Raw genomic sequence first — 18,238 nt, forward strand, 5'->3', positions numbered from 1 at the left:
ATCATGCCGTCGCGGTGACCCGCAACACCTCCTCGAGGCTGGTGGACCCGGCCAGCACGCGGTCGCGGCCATCGCTGGTGATGGACGGGTATTTTTTGCGGGCGTGGCTGAGCATAGCCTGCTCGCCGGCGCCCTCGTGGATCAACTGGCGCAGGGTCTCGTCCACTTCGATCAATTCGTAAATCGCCGCCCGGCCGCTGTAACCCAGTTGGTTGCAGGCGCCGCAGCCTTTGGCCCGGAAGATGGTGGCGTGCTCGGGCAGGTCCAGCAGCTCGCACTCGGCCTCGGTGGCGATATGCTCCTCTTTACACTCCGCGCACAGCTTGCGCACCAGCCGCTGGGCCATCACCACCTCGATACTAGAGGAGAGCAAAAACGGCTCCACCCCCATATCCTGTAGCCGGGTAACCGCACCGATAGCGGTGTTGGTGTGCAGGGTGGACAACACCAGGTGCCCGGTAAGACTGGCCTGCACGGCGATGGCGGCGGTCTCGCGGTCGCGGATTTCCCCCACCATCACTACGTCCGGGTCCTGTCGCAAAATGGCGCGCAGGCCGCGGGCAAAGGTCATCTCCACTTTGGCGTTGACCTGGGTCTGGCCGATTCCGGACAGCAGGTATTCGATGGGGTCTTCAATGGTGAGAATATTGCGGCTGCGATCGTTGATATGGCTGAGACCGGCGTAAAGGCTGGTGGTCTTACCGGAACCGGTGGGCCCGGTCACCAGGATGATACCGTGAGGCTTGGCCAGCGCCCGGGCGAAACCGGCCTCCACCGGCGCCGGCATGGCCAGTTGTTCCAGCCGCAGGTGGCCGGCGGCCTGGTCCAGCAGGCGCAGCACCACCCGCTCGCCGTGGGCGGAGGGAATCGTGGAAACGCGAATATCCACCGCATGGCCCGCCAGCTTGACCGTGATCCGACCGTCCTGGGGCAGGCGCTTTTCGGCGATATCGAGCTTGGCCATTACCTTCAATCGCGACGCCAGCAGGGGTGCCAGCACCGGTTTCGGCGACAGCACCTCGGTCAATACACCGTCGACGCGAAAACGCACGGCGACCCGATCTTCGAACGGCTCGAGGTGAATATCAGACGCTTTTTCCCGCACCGCCTCAGACAGCACGGCGTTGATCAGTCGAATCACCGGCGCGTCGTCGTCGCCGGCCAGCAGGTCGCCCTCGTCGGGAATCTCATCGGCCAGGCGAGTGAGGTCAAAGTCATCGCCGAGGTCCTCCACCGCGCGCTGGGCGGCACCATCGGTGCTCTGGAACGATTGGGTGAGACGGCGCTGGAAATCCTGTTCGGGAACCTCGATCAGGGTAAACTCGCGACCCAGGTGACGGCGCAGTTCCAACAGCACCGGCAGCGCCACGCCAGGGCGGTGGATGACCTCTTCACCATCGAGCAGCACACCGTGGGCGGAGGCGAAGCCGAACGGCAGAAATTCCGTCGCGACGGCCTCCTCGGGCTGCTCTTCTATATCCTGACCGTCGAGGTCTGTATCAAGGGTGGCGGCCTCACTCATGGCTCAGCCTCCTTTAATTATCTTGCGGCTCGTTGTTTTGCGATTCGCTATTCTGCGACTCGTCACCGGTGACCGGCGTTGTGTCAGCGGGCTCTCGCACAGGTTGAGAGGCACCCTCCGGCCACTCCGGCAACAACGGCAACAGCGACTCGTCGACTTTCACCTCGCCGCGCTCGCGTTGCAGAATCTGTCGCTCGCGGATATAGCGGTACTTTTCCGCGGTGGCGCCGGTCAGTTCCTCGGCATTGCGAATCACAGTGGGGCGGATAAAAATCAGCAGATTGGTTTTACTGACGGTGGTGGCGTCACTGCGAAACAAGCGGCCCAGCCCCGGAATACTGCCGAGAAAGGGTACCCGCTGTTCGGACTCCTGCACATTGTCCTGGATCAAGCCGCCGAGCACGACGATTTCGCCGTCCTTGGCCATGACCTGGGTTTCGACCTTGCGCTCGTTGGTGATCACATCGGAGGCCTGCACGGTGGCGCCACTCAGGCTCGAGACCTCCTGCACGATGTCCAATACCACACTGTCGCCCTCATTCACCTTGGGGGTGACCTTCAGCGTAATACCGACATTCTGGCGCTCGATGGTTTGAAAGGGGTTCTGAGGGTTACTAGCGCCGCCGCCGGTATTGCTGAAAGAACCGGTGACGAAGGGGACATTCTGGCCGACGGTGATGGTGGCCTCGTGGTTGTCCATGGTCAGCAGGTTGGGGGTGGAGAGAATATTGGAACCGGTCTGTTGCTCCAGGGCGTTCAACAGGAACAGAAAACTGCTGCCGTTATCGTTCTGTCTGCCGACCCCGAATATCTGCCCGCGGTTGCCCGCCAGCGCGCCGCCCAACTCAGCGTCGTTGTCGCTGCGAATCTCTTCGATCAGGCGGCCGGTATCGGGGTCGAAACGCCGGGTTACCTCGGTGCCAAGAATACCGGCGGCAATATTGCCAAGCAGACCGTCACCCAGGGAGGAGGAGCCGATACCGTTGCTGTCGCCCTGGAACAACCACTGCACACCGAGCGCATTGTCTTCGCCGCCTTCGAGTTCGACGATAATCGCCTCGACCAAGACCTGGGCGCGGCGAATATCCAGTTTCTCTACCACCGCCAGCAGCGTCGGCAGCACATCCACATCGGCGGTAATCAGCAGGGCGTTGGTCTCCGGGTCTGCCTCCACAGTGGCATTGCCGGCAGCGCTGCCGGCTTTGTCACCGCCGGGACCGACCTTGCCCAGGCTCTGCATGACCTTGCCCAGCACCTCGGCCACCTGTTCGGCATCGGCATACTCCAGGTAGACCACACGCACGTTGCCCGCCTGCTGCTGGGGCTGGTCGAGCTGACTGATCAAATCCCTGGCGCGCTGGCGTTGCAGGTCGTCGCCGCTGACCACGACGCCGTTGATGCGCTTGTCCGCCACCAGTACCAGCTTCGAGGTGGCGGCGCCTTTGCCGGCGTCCTTGTTTTCCAGTTCCTTCAGAATGCGCACAATTTCCTCGGCCTGCGCATGCTTCAACGCGATCACTTCGGTTTTCGCCACCGCGGCGCGGTCCAAACGTTCAATAATATCTTTTATACGCCTGATATTGGCGATGGTGTCGGAGACGATAATGGCATTGCTGTTATCGTAGGCGGCCAGATGGGCATGCTGGGGCACCAGCGGCCTGAGCACCGGCAAGACCTTGACGGCAGTTACGTTGTCGAGTTGGATGACCTCGGTGACGTGCTCATTATTGCTGAGCGCCGCCGCCTGGTTCGGCGCCGGCTTTGGTTTGGTGACCCGGGTCGTTTGACCGGGCCGCACCACGCCGCCCTCGGTGCGACCGTCTTTGCTCGGGATGATACGCACTACATTGCCGCGGGGGATGGCGGTAAAGCCGTGGACATCCAGAATGGAGAGAAACAGATCGTAGAGCTGGTCACCGCTCAGCGGCTCGGCGGAGATGACCTTGACCCGACCCTTGACGCGGGGATCGATGATGATGGTGCGACCGCTGGCATCGGCGACGAACTTGATAACCTCGCCGATGTCCGAATCGTTGAAGTTCACGGTCCAGGTCTGCTCCTGGGCGCCGGCGCAAAACGACACCAGACAGGCGCTCAACAGCAGGCGTTTGAGGCCTCCGGCAAACGTTGTGTTCAACACCGGTCTTGTTGACGCACCTGTCCAAACACCCAGCCACGCCCTCATCCACACTCGCAAACACCCTCTCATCGACACACTCATTCCTCGCCGACCTCATCGAGATCCACATCAACCGTGAGCACCTCACCGTCGCGCTGGATTTCCAGTTGCGCGCTTGTTTTACCTTTCATCGTCTTATATACGTCCATTGCTTTGCTGGAGCTGTCCAGCGTGATGCCATTGACGGCGGTGACCACATCGTTGGCCTGCAAGCCGAGTTGCTCGAACATGCTGCGGTTGCGCCCGGGCCTGATTTTATAACCTTTAACCTCACCGCCTTCACGCACAATACTGACTTTCATCACATCGGCCAGCGACTGCTGGGCACGGGACAGATTGCGCGGCGCGCTGGCAACAGGTCGGGTGCGGGGCCTGGAGGTGGTGACCGGCGGGCGCCGATTACTGATCGCGGGGCCGCGGCGACCGCTGGTGGTTTCATCGAACAGCGACAGCGATTCGTAACGGCCGTTGTTATTTAATATCACCTGCCTGTCCATCACCCTCGCCAGTTTGACGCTCTGGCCAACGGGGAGTTCATCGTCAATGGAATATATGGCCTGTTCGCGGGCATCGGCGATAATGGCACGAGCGGCGGCGGGATTACTGCTGGCCACCACCCCCACCAGGGTCAGACTCAGGCGGGTCTCCTCGGCGGCCTCGATTTGCGGCTCGGGGTTCTCCTGCACCACAGTCTGCTCAGTCTTTGAGGCTTCACCAAACAGATTCAGCGATTTGAGCGCATCGATATCCACCGCCGAGGCCCCGTTGTCGCCGGCGGCGGCCACGGCCACCGGTAGGGCGGCGGCATCCAACGGTGCCAATTCGGGTTCCGGCATCAGCAACCAGAACAACTGGGCCAGCGTGTGACAGAGCCAGAACGCCAACAGGGCCAGGCACAACTGACGCCACCAGGCTGCCGGCAGCCGTTGCAGATAGGCTGCCGATCGATTCAGCTGTTGAAGAGCGGACTGGGCGAGCGGACTCGCAGCCATCCCCTTGATTGTCACCTGCTGTTACCCCGTTATTATTACTCTGACTATTACTCTGCCCGAGTCCGCAGACCCCGTATCAACCCTGGTTAAAACGCAGTGACCGCGAGGGTCCCGACGCGCCACCGGCAGCGCGCTCACAACGCCGGTGAAGACTACTTCTGACCCCAGATTACTGCATTTGTCACCGCGACCGGCAGGCAAATGACTATTCTTAAGGCCATTTCACAAAAACGTCACGCAATATACTCTAATAGCACGTTTTTTTGCCAGCTAGTGTGGCATATATGATGCCCTGGACAAAAAACCCGCCGCAACCCGGCCGCCCGCCGTGGCGCCAGCCGCAAGACTACCGAGCGGCAGGGTTTCCAGGTAAACTCCGCGACAACAGTCGGTTGTCCCCAGCACCCCCCGAGCCGACCGCCGCCTCCGGGGCCAATCATCGAACATGTGTGACATGTGTGAACAGGTACTATGAGTCAGGTCTTCATCCTTCAAAACCAGCACCAGCAATTTCTCAACAAGCACAACGAGTGGGTCGACGGGCGCGATGCTTCCGCGCTGTATAAAACCCCTCACCGCGACGAAGCGCTCAACCAAATGTTCGAGGTCAATGCCAAAGACTACAATCAACGTATAAAAATACTGCCCTGTGTCACCGGCGAGCGCGGCCTGCCCGTGATCGACCCCGACCAACTGCCGGCGCCCGCCGGCGAAGCGGCCACCGCTCACAGCACGGCAGGCCAGTGTGCAGAAACACGGCAGGCCAGTCTAGAGGCCAATTGTGAAAGAAATGAGACGCCTTTCGCAGAGCCGCTATTTCACCATGAATAAGCCCGGCGGCCCGGCGCGGGAGCGAAAAACCCGGCTGGCCACTACCCGCCGGCAACCCGGGCGTCGGGCAATCGGCGCCGGCCTGGATTGAGGAGCTTAACTTGTCACTGAGTCAATCGCTACTGGCAGCCCTGGGTGAGCCGGCCAACACACCCCTGATAACGGGTATTCTGCGCGGTATCGAGAAGGAAAGCCTGCGTATCACTCCCGCCGGCCATCTGGCTTGCACACCGCACCCCCAGCAATTGGGCGCGGCACTCACCCACCCGCAGATCACCACCGATTTCAGCGAGGCACTGCTGGAGTTCATTACGCCGCCGTCGCACCGGGTGGAGGAGGTGCTCGCCCACCTGGAAAATATCCACCGGTTTACCTACCAGCAATTGCAGAACGAATATCTGTGGGTGTCGAGCATGCCCTGCATGTTGAGCAACGACGATGAAGTGCCGGTGGCAAACTACGGCACCTCCAATGTCGGTCGCATGAAAACCGTCTACCGCTATGGGCTCGGCCACCGCTACGGCCGCCTGATGCAGACCATTGCCGGGATTCACTACAACTTCTCACTGCCGACCGCGTTTTGGGCATTTCTGCACACGCACGAAAACAGCAGCCAGGAGTTACAGGCTTTCAAGACCGAGCGTTATTTTGCGCTGATTCGCAATTTTCGCCGTTATTACTGGCTGTTGATCTACCTGTTCGGCGCGGCGCCAGCCGTCTGTCGCACGTTTGTCAGCGATCGCAAACACAGCCTGGTGCCCCATGGGGACGACCACCACACGCTGCACACACCCTATGCCACCTCCCTCAGGATGGGAGACCTCGGCTACCAGAGCCAGGCCCAGGAGGCGCTGGTAGTCTGCTACAACAACCTCTCCAGCTACCTGCACACGCTGTGCGGGGCGATTACCCAGCCCCACCCGGATTACGAGGCCATCGGCCTGAGAAACGGTGCCGGCGAATACCAGCAGCTCAACACCAGCCTGCTGCAGATTGAAAATGAGTTCTACAGCAGTATCAGGCCCAAGCGCACCGCCCACTCCGGGGAGACGGCCCTCGGCGCCCTGCACGACCGCGGCGTGGAGTACATCGAGGTGCGCTGCATCGATCTGAACCCCTACGAGCCCCTGGGTATCGACGCCGGGCAGATTCACTTTCTCGATACCTTTTTGCTCTATTGCCTGCTCAAGGACAGCCCGGAGGCCAACAATACCGAGTACCGGCACATCCTGGAAAACCAGCGGCGCATCGTCTATCGCGGCCGCGAACCGGGTCTGACACTGCTCGACAGCGAGGGAGCCGAAATCGGTCTCAAAGACTGGGGGATGGCCCTGTTGGAGGAATTGGCGCCGGTCGCCGGGTTGTTAGACCGCGCCACGGGCAGCGACCACCACGCCACCGCCCTGGGTCAACAGCGCGGGAAGGTCGAAGACGCGCAACTGACCCCCTCGGCGCGGGTATTGCGGGATATGGAGGAGCAGGGGGTCACGTTTTTCCGCCTGGCCATGAACCAGGCTGAGCGCCACAGCCAGGCGCTGACGGCAACACCCCTCGACCAGCGCACCGAATTGCGCTTTCGCGCCATGGCCGCCACCTCGTTGCAGGAGCAGGCTGCGGTGGAGGCGGCTGACACCCTGTCGTTCGAAGAGTACCTGCAGCGCTTCTACGCCCAGTACCGCTATTGCAATTGCAACCAGCCATGACAGCCGTATGAATTACCTGGCCCATCAGTTGCTGTCCGGTCCGTCGCGGGACCTGCGCATAGGTGGATTTCTGGGTGACTTTGTCAAAGGCCCGCTGCGGGGCAAGTATCCGGCGGCGATCGAGCGGGGTATCGCACTACACCGGCGTATCGATGTGTTCTCGGACCACCACGCCCTGGTCAAACGCAGCATCGCCCGCCTGGGGCCGGATATGCGCCGGGTGGGCGGCATCGCCATCGATTTGTGTTATGACCATTTCCTCGCCCGGCACTGGCACGACTACCACCGCCAACCACTGGCGGACTATTGCGCCGAGGCTTACGGGCTCTGGAGTGACTACGAGGCAGTGATGCCGCCGCCGGCACTGCGGTTTTACCAGCGCGCCAGGCAATACGACCTGCTGCACAGCTACCGGGATCGGGACAACCTGCAGCGGACCCTGTTTTACGTCGCCCGCCGACTCAGCCGGGCCACGCCGCTGGCGGAGAGTTACCCGCGTATTCATCGCGAGTACCGGCAACTGCAGGGGGATTTTGTCGAGTTCTTTCCCCAGTTACTGGCGTTTGCCGACAATACCCGGCGCGGACTGGCCAGCGCCGATCCCAATTAGGCCCCTCACCGCCGGGCGCAGCGAGTGATTAATTATCGCCGCAGAAGCCCGGCAGTTAAGAAACGGCTGCCAGTCACTTTTGAATCACGAAGTTATTAAAATACAGATCCACCACCCCGCTCTCCTCGTCCTCGAGTTCAATGATCGACCGAACTTCCTCCAGCGCCGCCAGGCGCAGCAGCTCCTTGCCCTCCTGGGTGTCAATATCTTCATCTTTCTGCCGGCTGAACAACAACACCAGGTTATTGCGGATAAACGGCATATGATGGCGCACGGACCCGGCCGCGCTGATATTGGACACCCGCACCGACAGCTCGGCACGCAGATACCGCAGGCGCCCTTTGCCGCCGTAGTTGACTACGAATGCCGGCTTCAGGGGAATGTAGATGGAGGGAGCCTTGGCAGGCGCCTCCTCGCTGGCCTCACCCTCTGCCTCTTCCTGGGCCCAGACCGAGGGCGCCGCCAACAGTACGCACAACAGGGCGGCGAGCGACAGACGGGTCACCATGTTCGCAACAACGCGTTTTACAACAGGGGTGTCCAAAGCGAAAAAATTTAAGGCTGCTGTTTTTAAGATAGCCTTGTCTAAGACACCTGGGTTTAAAACAACTGGTTTTAAAACAACTGGGTTTAAGATAACGACATTCACGGCAAACCTCTTACCAATCAGCGTGTTGCAACCAAAGCATAGCGGCAATGTCCAACCCTCTCCAGCGCTTGACCTGCGTCACCCGGCGGTCAAGATACCCTTGAGTTAACCGGCCAATTCACCTAGTGTTAGCAGCCGTTTCCAGAGGAGGACAACCGTGCCCGGTATTCGACTTACCAACCTCATTGTGTTTCTCGGCTGTTGCGGCTTAATCTTGACCGCCCTGTATATGCAGCATGTGATGGATCTCCTGCCCTGCGCGCTGTGTGTGACCCAGCGCGTGTTCGTCATTGCCGTGGGCGTGCTGGCCCTGGGCGCCTACCTGCTCAACCCCGGCGCGGCGGGCCGGCGCTGGTTCGCGGGACTTGGCGTACTGGCGGCCGCGCTGGGAGCGAGCTTTGCCGGCCGCCATGTCTGGCTGCAATCGCTGCCGCCTGACCAACAACCGGCCTGCGGACCCAGCCTCGACTATATTCTGGAAACTTTTCCCCTGCGCGAAGCACTGGATGTTCTGCTGGCCGGCGACGGCAACTGCGCCGAAGTGGTCTGGCAGTTTCTGGGGTTGAGCATCCCGGCCTGGACCCTGGTGGCCTTTGCCGGTTTGATTGTCATCAACCTCTGGCAATTGCTGCGCCGCTGAGAGCCGCGCGAACGGGCCGCCGCCCTGGCGCCGGGATTCTCAAGGGCCGTTGTAATACCAGTATTGTGCCAATAGGGCGCGTATTTTTAACTGAAATCCCACTTTTGCCTTGCCGTGATAATTGAGATCACCTATCTTGGCAATTACGCTATCCACACTTCAAAGGCCGGGCATCGCGGCCCGGGCAACTGGTAAAACAGGTGGTAAAGGAAGTCGTTAAGCCCAGGTAAGACGAACGCTTACTGCCAGTATCGACATTTAGGATGTAACTCAATGCTAGAAAACTGCGAATCTGCGAGAGAACGTTGGGGCGGTGTCAGCGACATCATTGACCGCTGGCTTCAGGAGAGACAGGACATGCTGGTCCTGTACTGCAATTTATCGCACACCACCGACGCGGACTCGCCCGACAGCGAGCGGGGCCCGAAGTTACAGCGCCTGTGCCAAATTATTGTCGACTACGTCTCAGCCGGTCACTTCGAGGTGTACGATCAGTTGATGCGCGAGGGCCGGGAGTTCAAAAACGACGACGCCCTCCGCGAGGCGGGCAAGCTCTACTCCAGTATCGATAAAACCACCGAGTTCATACTCGACTTCAACGATAAATACCAGGAAACCGACGACCTCTCCAGCCTGGCTAAGGACTTGTCCGAGTTGGGCGAAGTCATGGAGACCCGCTTCGAAGCCGAAGACCGGATGATCGCGGTGTTACACGTGGCGCACAAAGGCCTGGTTACCTGACAGCCGGGCCGGCCCCGCGATGAAAGCGCTGCTCCAGTTCAGAGTATTCCCGTCACCGGGCGCCCTTGCGCAGCGGCTGACCATGGCGGCCCTGATCGGCGCCGTTGCCGGTTGTGACAACGACACCAAACCCAGCGACAGCTTTGAAGTGGCCGCCAAAGGTATCCACGGCGCGGCCCTGTCCGGTGACGGCCGCTACGCGGCCATCGGCTCCATCCACCACGGCGGCAGCCTGTGGAGCACCGGCGACGGCGAGCGCCAGTTCAACTGGAATCACCGCCCGGACGAGACGACCACCATTATCAGTGCCGACTTTTCACCGAACGGTGAATTCGCTCTCACCGCCGCTCCCCATACGCTGGTGCTCTGGTCCCTGCGCCCGCCGCAGGCCGGTGGCGCGCAACCGGGTCAGCCCGAGCGCTTCTGGACCTCGCCGGGCGAAGTGTTGTCCATCGCCCTCACCAACCGCGGCCGCTATGCGCTGCTGGGGCTGGCCGACCACTCGGCGGTGCTGTTCGATGTGATAAACGGCGGGATTCAGCGCACCCTCAACCATCGCAGCCGAGTGCGCAGTGTCGACCTCAGCGAGGACGGCCGCTATGCGCTGACCGGTTCAGAAGATTACACGGCGGTATTCTGGGATCTGCAGGCGGGCCCGGACGGTACTGCCACCGAAGTCCTGCAACGTGTCCAACATCAGGACGACGTACAACTGGTCGCCCTCAGCCCGGACGGCAAGCTGGCCCTGTCGGCAGCGAAGTATGACAAGGCAGTGCTCTGGGACACACGTAGCGGCGATACAGTCGGCACTATACCGCTGGCGGCAGAAGGCCTGCGTCGGGGTATACGATTTACCGCTGCGCGCTTCAGCAGCGATGGCCGGCAACTCATTACCGGCCGACCGGATCAGGTGGTGCAGCTTTGGAGCACCGCCTCCCTGCGCGAGCTGGCCAGGTGGAAACTTCCCAAACGCGATGCCTGGAAACCCACCAGCGCCGCCGTAGTGGCGGTGTCATTTAGCGACGGGGAAGGGCAGTACTACGCGGTATCATCCAACGGCTTCGTGCACCGCTTGAGCAAATAATTTACTGTCCCAGGGGGCGCCGGACTCGAATCACAACGGCAGACTGCGCCAAACGCACCAGCACACGTTGGCATTGTCGTCAGGCGCGCGCCTCATCAATGCCCGCCCTAGCCTTCGGCGCTGCTCGCCTCCAGCAACTCCACTTCAAAGATCAGCGTGGCGTTGGGTCCGATCTGCCCGCCCGTGCCGCCGGAACCATAGGCCAGGTCGGAGGGAATATATAATTCCCACTTCGCCCCTTCCTTCATCAGTTGCAGGGCTTCGGTCCAGCCCGCAATCACGCCCTCGACCTGAAACGACACCGGCTGGCCGCGGCGGTAGGAACTGTCAAATTCGGTGCCGTCGATCAGGGTGCCGCGGTAGTGTACAGAGACCTTGTCGCTGGCTTTGGGGCTGGGTCCGGTGCCGGGGGTGATCACCTTATACTGCAGACCACTGGCGGTGGTTACCACACCTTCTTTTTCTTTATTGGTGGCAAGAAAGGCTTCACCTTCCTTCTTGTTGGCGTCGGCCACTACCTTGACCGCTTCCTCGCGCTTGGCCTGTTGTTGCTCCTGAAACGTCTTCATGGCCAACTCGGTTTCCTCTGCGCTCAGGCGCGCGTCCTTACCATCTACAGCTTCCCGGATGGCCTGGGTCAGGACGTCGACATCCACCTCGATATTGTCGCGCTTGAGCTGCTGGCCAATGTTGTAGCCAAATACGTAGCTAATACGCTGCTCCAGACTTTCCAGTGCCGGCGCTCCCGAGGTTGCCCCCGGCGCCGCGGTTTCTTCTGTTGCCTCTGACTTTTGGGATTCCTGACCACACCCTGTGACTACCAGCGCAGAGGCCAGCAGACTCGTTATAATAAGTGATTTCATAGCTGATCCTGTTTAATCCTGTTTAGGCCGTTCGCCAAGCGCTTCCTGCAATGCCTGGTTACGCTGATCCATAAGCTCCTGAACCTTCCTGGCATCGTCAATTAACTTGGAGGCCTGCCCCGGCGTAACGGTAAGGGGCAATGGTATACCATTGCCCGGGCCCTGGGCAGCCTCTTTTTCCACGCCCTCGGTTTGTGCCGGGAGAGGTGTCGACTGGATCACATTGCTATCCGGGTCCAGCCACAGCTCTTCGCTCTGCCCGTCGGGGTTGGGGGCATCGGAAAAACGCCAGCTGCCATCCGCCGCCCGCCATTTATAAACCTTGGTCTTGCCGACCGCCGCCGGCCCCTCCTCGACCAGGGTTTCCCCCTCGCTCAGCAGCCGCTGCCACCAGCGCTCCAGCCGCGACGGCCAACTCGCGACATCCGGTATGAACTGGCGCGCGTCCATCAGCGGCCGGCCGTCGGGGCCTTTCATTATGAAGGGGCCAGCCAGCCCCAGCACCAGAATAAACAGCAGGAATTTAATATAGAGTTTCATTTCAACCTTAGCCTCGTGCAGCAAGTCGTACCTATGTCACAACGCACCTGTGTCACAACGTACCTATGTCACACCGTACTTATGTCACAAACCGGGTCGCCAACCGGTTCAATACCCCGACCGGCTGTCACCAAAGTTTACATACTACTGGCGCTTACCAATTTTCGAGTTACACTAACTGGCTATAATCCTTTTGTCTCAACCCGCGGTTTCGGATAATAAGTGCAATTGTTTAGTGCAATTGTTTGCCACCACGGCTCGCCGAAGTGCATGGCACCGGCGGAGAACAAAAGGGTGTGACATAAAAAGAGCATACATTTTTTTTTCAAACAGCGTTATTATTTCGCGCGATATACAGGTATTAATTTCTCCGTCAATTTAACAGGACACTCACAATGGCCGCTAAAAAGAAAGTCATCGATGCCGTCGCTGATCTAGAGAAACAGATTACCAAACTGTCGGTACAACTGGATAAGGCCCGCAGCAAACAGATTGCTACCGCAACCAAGGCGGCCACCAGCGCGGGAAAAGCACTCACCGCCGCACAGAAGAAACTGGACGCCCTGAAGACAAAATTGGCGGCCGCCACCAAATCCGCACAGGCCCGCAAGACCGCCGCCACTAAAGCCCGGGTAGCCAAAGCAAAGCAGGCAGTAGCCACCCAGCGCACTGCAGTAGCCGCAGCCAAAGACGCGGCAGCCGAGGCCAAAGCCGCTCTCAACAGCGTTAAGGCGGCCAAGAAAATTGCCGATCAGCTAGCCAGAGAGGCCGCCAAGGCGGAAAAGGCCGCCGCACCCAAGAAAGCCAAAAAGGCCGCGAAAAAAACGACCGCCAGGAAAGCGGCCCCGAAAAAAGCCGCAGCTAAAAAGGCTGCCAAGGCCGCCCCGAAGAAGACCGCGGCCAAAAAAGCGGCCAAAGCTGCACCGAAGAAGGCCGCCGCGGCAAAGAAAGCGACGGCAGCCAAACCGGCCACCAAGGCAAAAAAGGCGGCGAAGAAGGCGGCGGCCCCAGCGGTAAAAACAGCGGCACCCAAGAAAAAGAAAGCCAAGGCATCGAAGAAAAGCGCCAAACCGGCAGCGGCCAAATCCGCCACACCAGCGACAACCGCTCCTCAGGCTAAAAAAGCAGAGCCCTCAGCGAAGAAAACAGAGCCCTCAGCGAAGAAAGCAGAGCCCTCAGCGAAAAAAGCAGAGCCTTCAGCGAGTAAGTCTCAGCCCTCAGCCAGCAAACCTGAGCCCTCAGCCAGCAAACCTGAGCCCTCAGCGAGTAAACCTCAGCCCCCAGCCAAAAAGCCGGATTCTCCTGCAAAAACGCCCTTTCCAAAGACACGCGACCCCTTCGGCAAGCCGCCGCGGTCGGTGATTGAAGAAGAAGAGTCCGCCTCTGCCGGCATACCGTCAGCCCCAATAACACCGGCCGCCACCACGTCGGAACCGGCGGCTGACACGCCTAAAACACCGGCAACGCCGAGCCTGTTCGACGCGGAGCCAAGCTCCAAGGATTAGTTTTTGCGGTAAAAACTAATGTTAACGGCAGGCGCCGGTGTGCCGGAACACACCCGCAGTCAGTGCCTGCTAGCCGCGATCGATGGCCTGTATTCCCCCCGCCAACAACTCAACGGCTGACCGGCGGGGGGACACGCCTGCGGCCGCTAGAAAAAACTCCACATTTTCACCCACTGCCGCCACCTTTGCGGCGCCTTCAGCAGGGCGCCGCTCACCACTCACTGCCAGTTGGTAGAGCCACTGCTGCTGCACTTGCTCCGCCTCCAGCTCCAGGCGCTTGCACTGCGCCAACAGCGACGGGCCGGGAGTTTCCCAGTTACCTTTGCGCACAGCGCGACGGGCCTGGCGCAACGGCGTGACAACACGCTGATCCCAGTCCTGCACCAGGCGTTGCGCCGCAGCCAGCAAATCGGCGTCGAGGGTTACTGTGCGTGTTTCAAGCCAACAGCTCCACAACAACAGATTCACGTTGACCCCGTGATTATCCTGTAGCGCCAGGCACAGGGACTCGACTCCGGGCCGGCGGTAAAGGGCCAGCGAGAAGTCCCAGAACGGATTCACGGCATCGGGGTCTTGTGTCATGGGCGCCAGTGTACTGCTTCACGACGGCGATGGACATCTATCAATAGTGCGAGGCAGTACACTAGAATACACCCCATGATTAGCTTACAAAACGTCAGTTTACAGCGCGGCACCAAGCCGCTGCTGGTGGCCGCCGGGCTGCGCGTGCAACAGGGACAAAAAGTCGGCCTGATCGGACCCAACGGCAGCGGCAAGTCGAGCCTGTTTCAGCTCTTGCAGGGCCGGCTCCATCACGACAGCGGCGATTGCAGCGTGCCGCAGCAATGGCGCATCGCCCACATGGCGCAGGAGATCGGCGCCAGCGACGCCACCGCCCTGGACTTCGTGCTCGACGGCGACATGCAACTGCGCCGGCTGGAGCGACGCATTGCCGCCGGTGACGACGACGGCGCCGACCTGGCCGCACTCTACGCACAGATGGAGGATATCCAGGGCTACGCCGCCCCCGCCCGGGCACAGCAACTGCTCAATGGCCTGGGGTTTCTGCCGGCCGAGGCGCATCGGGCTGTCGCGGACTTTTCCGGTGGTTGGCGCATACGCCTGAACCTGGCCCAGGCATTGATGTGCCCCTCGGACCTGCTGTTGCTGGACGAACCGACCAACCACCTGGACCTGGATGCCACTGTGTGGCTGGAACAGTGGCTGCAGCGTTACCAGGGCACCCTGTTGATCATTTCCCACGACCGGGAGTTTCTCGACAACGTGGTCAATCACATCGTCAGCGTGGAGCAGCAACAGCTCGTCAGCTATCCGGGCAACTACTCGGCATTTGAGCGACAGCGGGCCGAGCGCCTGGCGCAACAACAGGCGGTGTTCGAGAAACAGCAACAGCGCATCGCCGACATCGAGAACTTCGTGCGCCGCTTTCGCGCCAAGGCCAGCAAAGCCCGCCAGGCCCAGAGCCGCCTGAAAGAACTGCAGCGCATGGAACAGATTGCCCCGGCCCACATCGACTCGCCATTTAATTTTTCCATCCCCAACGCCGAGAAAATTTCCAACCCGCTGCTGAGCCTGGTCGATGCCGATATCGGCTACGGCCATGACGACGGCGGTCGCCGGGTCCTGGAGCGAATCAACCTGTCCATCGTACCCGACACCCGCATCGGCCTGCTGGGGCCCAACGGGGCCGGCAAATCCACGCTGATAAAAACGCTGGCGGCCCACCTACCGACCCTCGCCGGCGACCGCATTGCCGGCGAGCACCTGCACATCGGTTACTTCGCCCAACACCAGTTGCAGGCACTGGACCTCGGGGCTTCGGCGGCGCTGCATCTCCAGCGCCTGTCGCCGCGGACCCGGGAACAGGCTATACGCACTTACCTGGGCAGTTTCGGCTTCCTCGGCGATCGGGCCTTTGAGACTATTCGGCATTTTTCGGGCGGGGAGAAAGCACGCCTGGCGCTGGCGCTGATCTGCTGGCAAAAGCCCAACCTGTTGCTGCTGGACGAACCCACCAACCACCTGGATCTGGAGATGCGCCACGCCCTGACCCTGGCGCTGCAGACCTTTGCCGGCGCGGTCATAGTGGTCTCCCACGATCGCCATCTGCTGCGCAACTGCGCGGACGAGTTTATGCTGGTGGACGCCGGCAGTCTCGAGCCGTTCACAGGCGATCTCGCCGACTACGAGCGCTGGCTGGCCCAGCGGCAGACCCGGCGACAAAGGCCCGAAGCAACGCCGGCGGCAGCCGCTACTGAGTCAGCCGGCACCGACCGGCGCCGCCAGCGACAACAGGCGGCGGCCCGGCGCCAGGCGTTGCAACCCCTGGCGCAGGCGGTCAAACGACTGGAGCGGGATATGGAAAAAATAACCCGGCGCCTGGCGGCGCTGGAGCAAAAGCTGGCGGACCCGGCCATTTACCAGACCGATCAATCCCACAACCCGCAACTGCGGGACTGGTTGAAGGAACAGACCCAACTGCGCCAGGAATTGGCGCAGCTGGAAGAGAACTGGCTGGCCAGCAGTGAGGAACTGGAGCAAAAACAGGCGGCGACCTAACCCCGTTATTGCCGGGGTGTCAGATCAGCCTCTACACCAATTCGTTCTCGGCAAGGCATCACCCGACGGGAAGCACAGGACTCTCTACAACAACGGCAACGCCGCCAGGGCAAATTGAGGACCGCAGTCGGGCGAGCCGCCAATCCCAGCGCCGTTACTGCACCGTCGACTCAGCTCGCCATATCCAACACCGTATCCACCAGCTTGTTGATACCGGCCGCCGCCTCGCTGATGCGACCCGCCAGCATGTACGCCGGCGTGGTTACCAACTTGCGGTCACGGTCGATATGGATTTCATCGACTGCGCAGGTCTTGTGCACGGCGCCGCTGGCGGTGATGGCCGCGGCGGTGTCCGCATCGCTGCCGATCGTACACTCGGCACCGGTGCCGCAGATGGCCGCCGCCATAACCGGTGCGATGCAGATCAATCCGATCGGCTTGCCCTGGGCACGAAAAGCGCGGGCAAACTCCAGCAGGGCCGGGTTCACCGTCAGCTCGGCGCCGCGCACGGCAAAGTCCGATAGATTCTTTGCCGCGCCGAAACCACCGGGCACGATAAGCGCATCGTAGTCGCCGGCGCCGGCCGTGGCCAGGTCGGTGATGTCACCCCGGGCAAGTCGGGCAGCCTCCACCAGCACGTTGCGGGCTTCGCCCTCCGCCACCTCCCCGCTGGCGTGGTTGATGACATGCATCTGCTCGATATCCGGCGCCAGGCAGGTAACCTGGGCGTCGCGCTGGTCGAGGCGCAACAAGGTGATGACTGATTCATAGATTTCCGACCCGTCGAATACGCCACAACCCGACAGGACAACCGCTACTTTCTTTGCCATGGATCATTTCCCTCCTACTGACGTTTCAGCGATACTTGTTCGGCGATACTCATTCAGAAACGGCTATTGTAGTCAAAACAGCAGTGCTTGAGGGAGCGAAAATATGCAGCAAAATACCCTGATGGCGGTTATCGACCCCACCCGAGACGACCAGATAGCGCTGGCCAAAGCTCAACAGATCGCCGCCACAACCGGGGCGGCCGTGCACGCCTTTTGTTGTTGCTACTTGCCGGCCGAGGCGATGGGCCAGTACAGCTCCAAAGCGGAGGCCAAGCAAGCGACCCTGGCCGATATCCGCAGCAAGCTGGAGTCACTGACGGCGCCACTGCGACAGCAGAATATTCCCGTCACCACCGAGGCCTACTGGAATGAACGCTGGTACGAGTCTGTGATACAGGCCTGCGCCCGCAGCGGTGCCGACCTGCTGATAAAGAGCACCCGCCCCCACAGCCGCCTGCAACGGGCGTTGTCGGCAACCTCCGACTACGTCATGCTGCGCCAGGCACCCTGCCCGGTGCTGCTGGTACGCTCCGAGAAACCCTGGCGGCAGCGGCGGATTCTGGCCGCAGTCACCCTGGAGCAGGAGGACCGGGAGCACGAACTGTTGAACACCGCCATTGTCACCCGGGCCCAGCGCCTGGCCCGATCCGCCGGCGCCGAGCTGCACCTGGTGTCGGCTTCGCCGGAAGTTGCAAACCTGGCGCAGATTCTGAAACTGCTGGACGACGACGCCGGCGGCGACAGCCAAACCCTGATCGGCAACCGCTACGGGGTCCCGGCCGAGCAGGTTCACCTGGAGCAGGGTCAAGCCAGGACAGTGATCGCCGAGGCTGTAAAACGCTTGGCGCCGGATGTCCTGGTCATGGGCACCACCGCGCGCCGGGGGCTGACCGGTGTGCTGCTTGGCAATACGGCAGAGAAAGTGCTGGATGCCGTCGACGTGGACACGCTCGTCGTCAGCTAAAGGCG

The 18,238-nt window shown here is 61.0% G+C and carries 17 protein-coding genes; 9 read left to right on the forward strand and 8 right to left on the reverse strand.

The features are described from left to right. Window position 1: 1 nt before the first annotated feature. The 3 genes from gspE to gspC form a co-directional block, all read right to left on the reverse strand. Complete coding sequence (gene gspE / locus FKG94_RS07200) at window positions 2-1,522, reverse strand: type II secretion system ATPase GspE (RefSeq protein ID WP_142903531.1); 1,521 nt, start codon at window positions 1,520-1,522, stop codon at window positions 2-4. Window positions 1,523-1,535: 13 nt separating this feature from the next. Beyond that, on the reverse strand, window positions 1,536-3,662 hold the full coding sequence (gene gspD / locus FKG94_RS07205; protein WP_425460035.1) for a type II secretion system secretin GspD: 2,127 nt from the start codon (window positions 3,660-3,662) through the stop codon (window positions 1,536-1,538). Window positions 3,663-3,739: 77 nt separating this feature from the next. Next, window positions 3,740-4,693, reverse strand: coding sequence for a type II secretion system protein GspC (gene gspC, locus FKG94_RS07210; protein ID WP_142903532.1), 954 nt, complete (start codon window positions 4,691-4,693; stop codon window positions 3,740-3,742). 471 nt (window positions 4,694-5,164) lie between these two features. Here gspC and FKG94_RS07215 point away from each other — a divergent pair, with 471 nt between their 5' ends. The 3 genes from FKG94_RS07215 (at window position 5,165) to FKG94_RS07225 (ending at window position 7,837) form a co-directional block, all read left to right on the forward strand. Next, entirely contained in the window at window positions 5,165-5,524 is a 360-nt protein-coding gene (locus FKG94_RS07215; RefSeq protein ID WP_142903533.1) for a hypothetical protein, read from the forward strand. Window positions 5,525-5,625: 101 nt separating this feature from the next. Next, window positions 5,626-7,227 (forward strand): glutamate--cysteine ligase, encoded by a 1,602-nt coding sequence (gene gshA, locus FKG94_RS07220; protein ID WP_142903534.1) that lies wholly within the window; start codon window positions 5,626-5,628, stop codon window positions 7,225-7,227. A gap of 7 nt (window positions 7,228-7,234) precedes the next feature. Beyond that, window positions 7,235-7,837, forward strand: a complete 603-nt coding sequence (locus FKG94_RS07225; RefSeq protein WP_142903535.1) for an acyl carrier protein phosphodiesterase — start codon at window positions 7,235-7,237, stop codon at window positions 7,835-7,837. A 73-nt stretch (window positions 7,838-7,910) separates the two neighbouring features. On the opposite strand, the gene FKG94_RS07230 is transcribed toward FKG94_RS07225, so the two are convergent. Then, window positions 7,911-8,345, reverse strand: a complete 435-nt coding sequence (locus FKG94_RS07230; RefSeq protein WP_246124996.1) for a flagellar basal body-associated FliL family protein — start codon at window positions 8,343-8,345, stop codon at window positions 7,911-7,913. Window positions 8,346-8,643: 298 nt separating this feature from the next. On the opposite strand from FKG94_RS07230, the gene FKG94_RS07235 reads away from it, so the two are divergent. The 3 genes from FKG94_RS07235 (at window position 8,644) to FKG94_RS07245 (ending at window position 10,951) form a co-directional block, all read left to right on the forward strand. Further along, window positions 8,644-9,126, forward strand: coding sequence for a disulfide bond formation protein B (locus FKG94_RS07235; protein WP_142903536.1), 483 nt, complete (start codon window positions 8,644-8,646; stop codon window positions 9,124-9,126). A gap of 273 nt (window positions 9,127-9,399) precedes the next feature. After that, window positions 9,400-9,867, forward strand: coding sequence for a sigma D regulator (rsd, locus tag FKG94_RS07240; RefSeq protein WP_142903537.1), 468 nt, complete (start codon window positions 9,400-9,402; stop codon window positions 9,865-9,867). 19 nt (window positions 9,868-9,886) lie between these two features. After that, entirely contained in the window at window positions 9,887-10,951 is a 1,065-nt protein-coding gene (locus tag FKG94_RS07245) for a WD40 repeat domain-containing protein (protein WP_246124998.1), read from the forward strand. A gap of 107 nt (window positions 10,952-11,058) precedes the next feature. Here the strand turns inward: FKG94_RS07245 and bamJ are convergent, their stop codons facing one another. Both bamJ and FKG94_RS07255 read right to left on the reverse strand, forming a co-directional pair. Next, window positions 11,059-11,814, reverse strand: a complete 756-nt coding sequence (bamJ, locus tag FKG94_RS07250; protein WP_142903538.1) for a BamJ family beta-barrel-assembly machinery protein — start codon at window positions 11,812-11,814, stop codon at window positions 11,059-11,061. A gap of 12 nt (window positions 11,815-11,826) precedes the next feature. Further along, a complete protein-coding gene (locus FKG94_RS07255) occupies window positions 11,827-12,354 on the reverse strand; it encodes a DUF4124 domain-containing protein (protein ID WP_142903539.1) in 528 nt (175 codons plus the stop codon). Window positions 12,355-12,749: 395 nt separating this feature from the next. Here FKG94_RS07255 and FKG94_RS28700 point away from each other — a divergent pair, with 395 nt between their 5' ends. After that, entirely contained in the window at window positions 12,750-13,859 is a 1,110-nt protein-coding gene (locus FKG94_RS28700; protein ID WP_179957532.1) for a histidine kinase, read from the forward strand. Window positions 13,860-13,928: 69 nt separating this feature from the next. Here FKG94_RS28700 and FKG94_RS07265 read toward each other — a convergent pair whose 3' ends face one another. Beyond that, on the reverse strand, window positions 13,929-14,441 hold the full coding sequence (locus FKG94_RS07265; protein WP_142903540.1) for a TIGR02444 family protein: 513 nt from the start codon (window positions 14,439-14,441) through the stop codon (window positions 13,929-13,931). A gap of 75 nt (window positions 14,442-14,516) precedes the next feature. On the opposite strand from FKG94_RS07265, the gene FKG94_RS07270 reads away from it, so the two are divergent. Then, window positions 14,517-16,439, forward strand: coding sequence for an ABC-F family ATP-binding cassette domain-containing protein (locus FKG94_RS07270; protein ID WP_142903541.1), 1,923 nt, complete (start codon window positions 14,517-14,519; stop codon window positions 16,437-16,439). 170 nt (window positions 16,440-16,609) lie between these two features. On the opposite strand, the gene elbB is transcribed toward FKG94_RS07270, so the two are convergent. Then, a complete protein-coding gene (gene elbB / locus FKG94_RS07275) occupies window positions 16,610-17,269 on the reverse strand; it encodes an isoprenoid biosynthesis glyoxalase ElbB (RefSeq protein WP_142903542.1) in 660 nt (219 codons plus the stop codon). A 103-nt stretch (window positions 17,270-17,372) separates the two neighbouring features. Here elbB and FKG94_RS07280 point away from each other — a divergent pair, with 103 nt between their 5' ends. Continuing rightward, window positions 17,373-18,233 (forward strand): universal stress protein, encoded by an 861-nt coding sequence (locus FKG94_RS07280; protein ID WP_142903543.1) that lies wholly within the window; start codon window positions 17,373-17,375, stop codon window positions 18,231-18,233. Window positions 18,234-18,238: the final 5 nt, after the last annotated feature.

This window comes from Exilibacterium tricleocarpae, assembly GCF_007004655.1.
Lineage (GTDB): Bacteria > Pseudomonadota > Gammaproteobacteria > Pseudomonadales > Cellvibrionaceae > Exilibacterium > Exilibacterium tricleocarpae.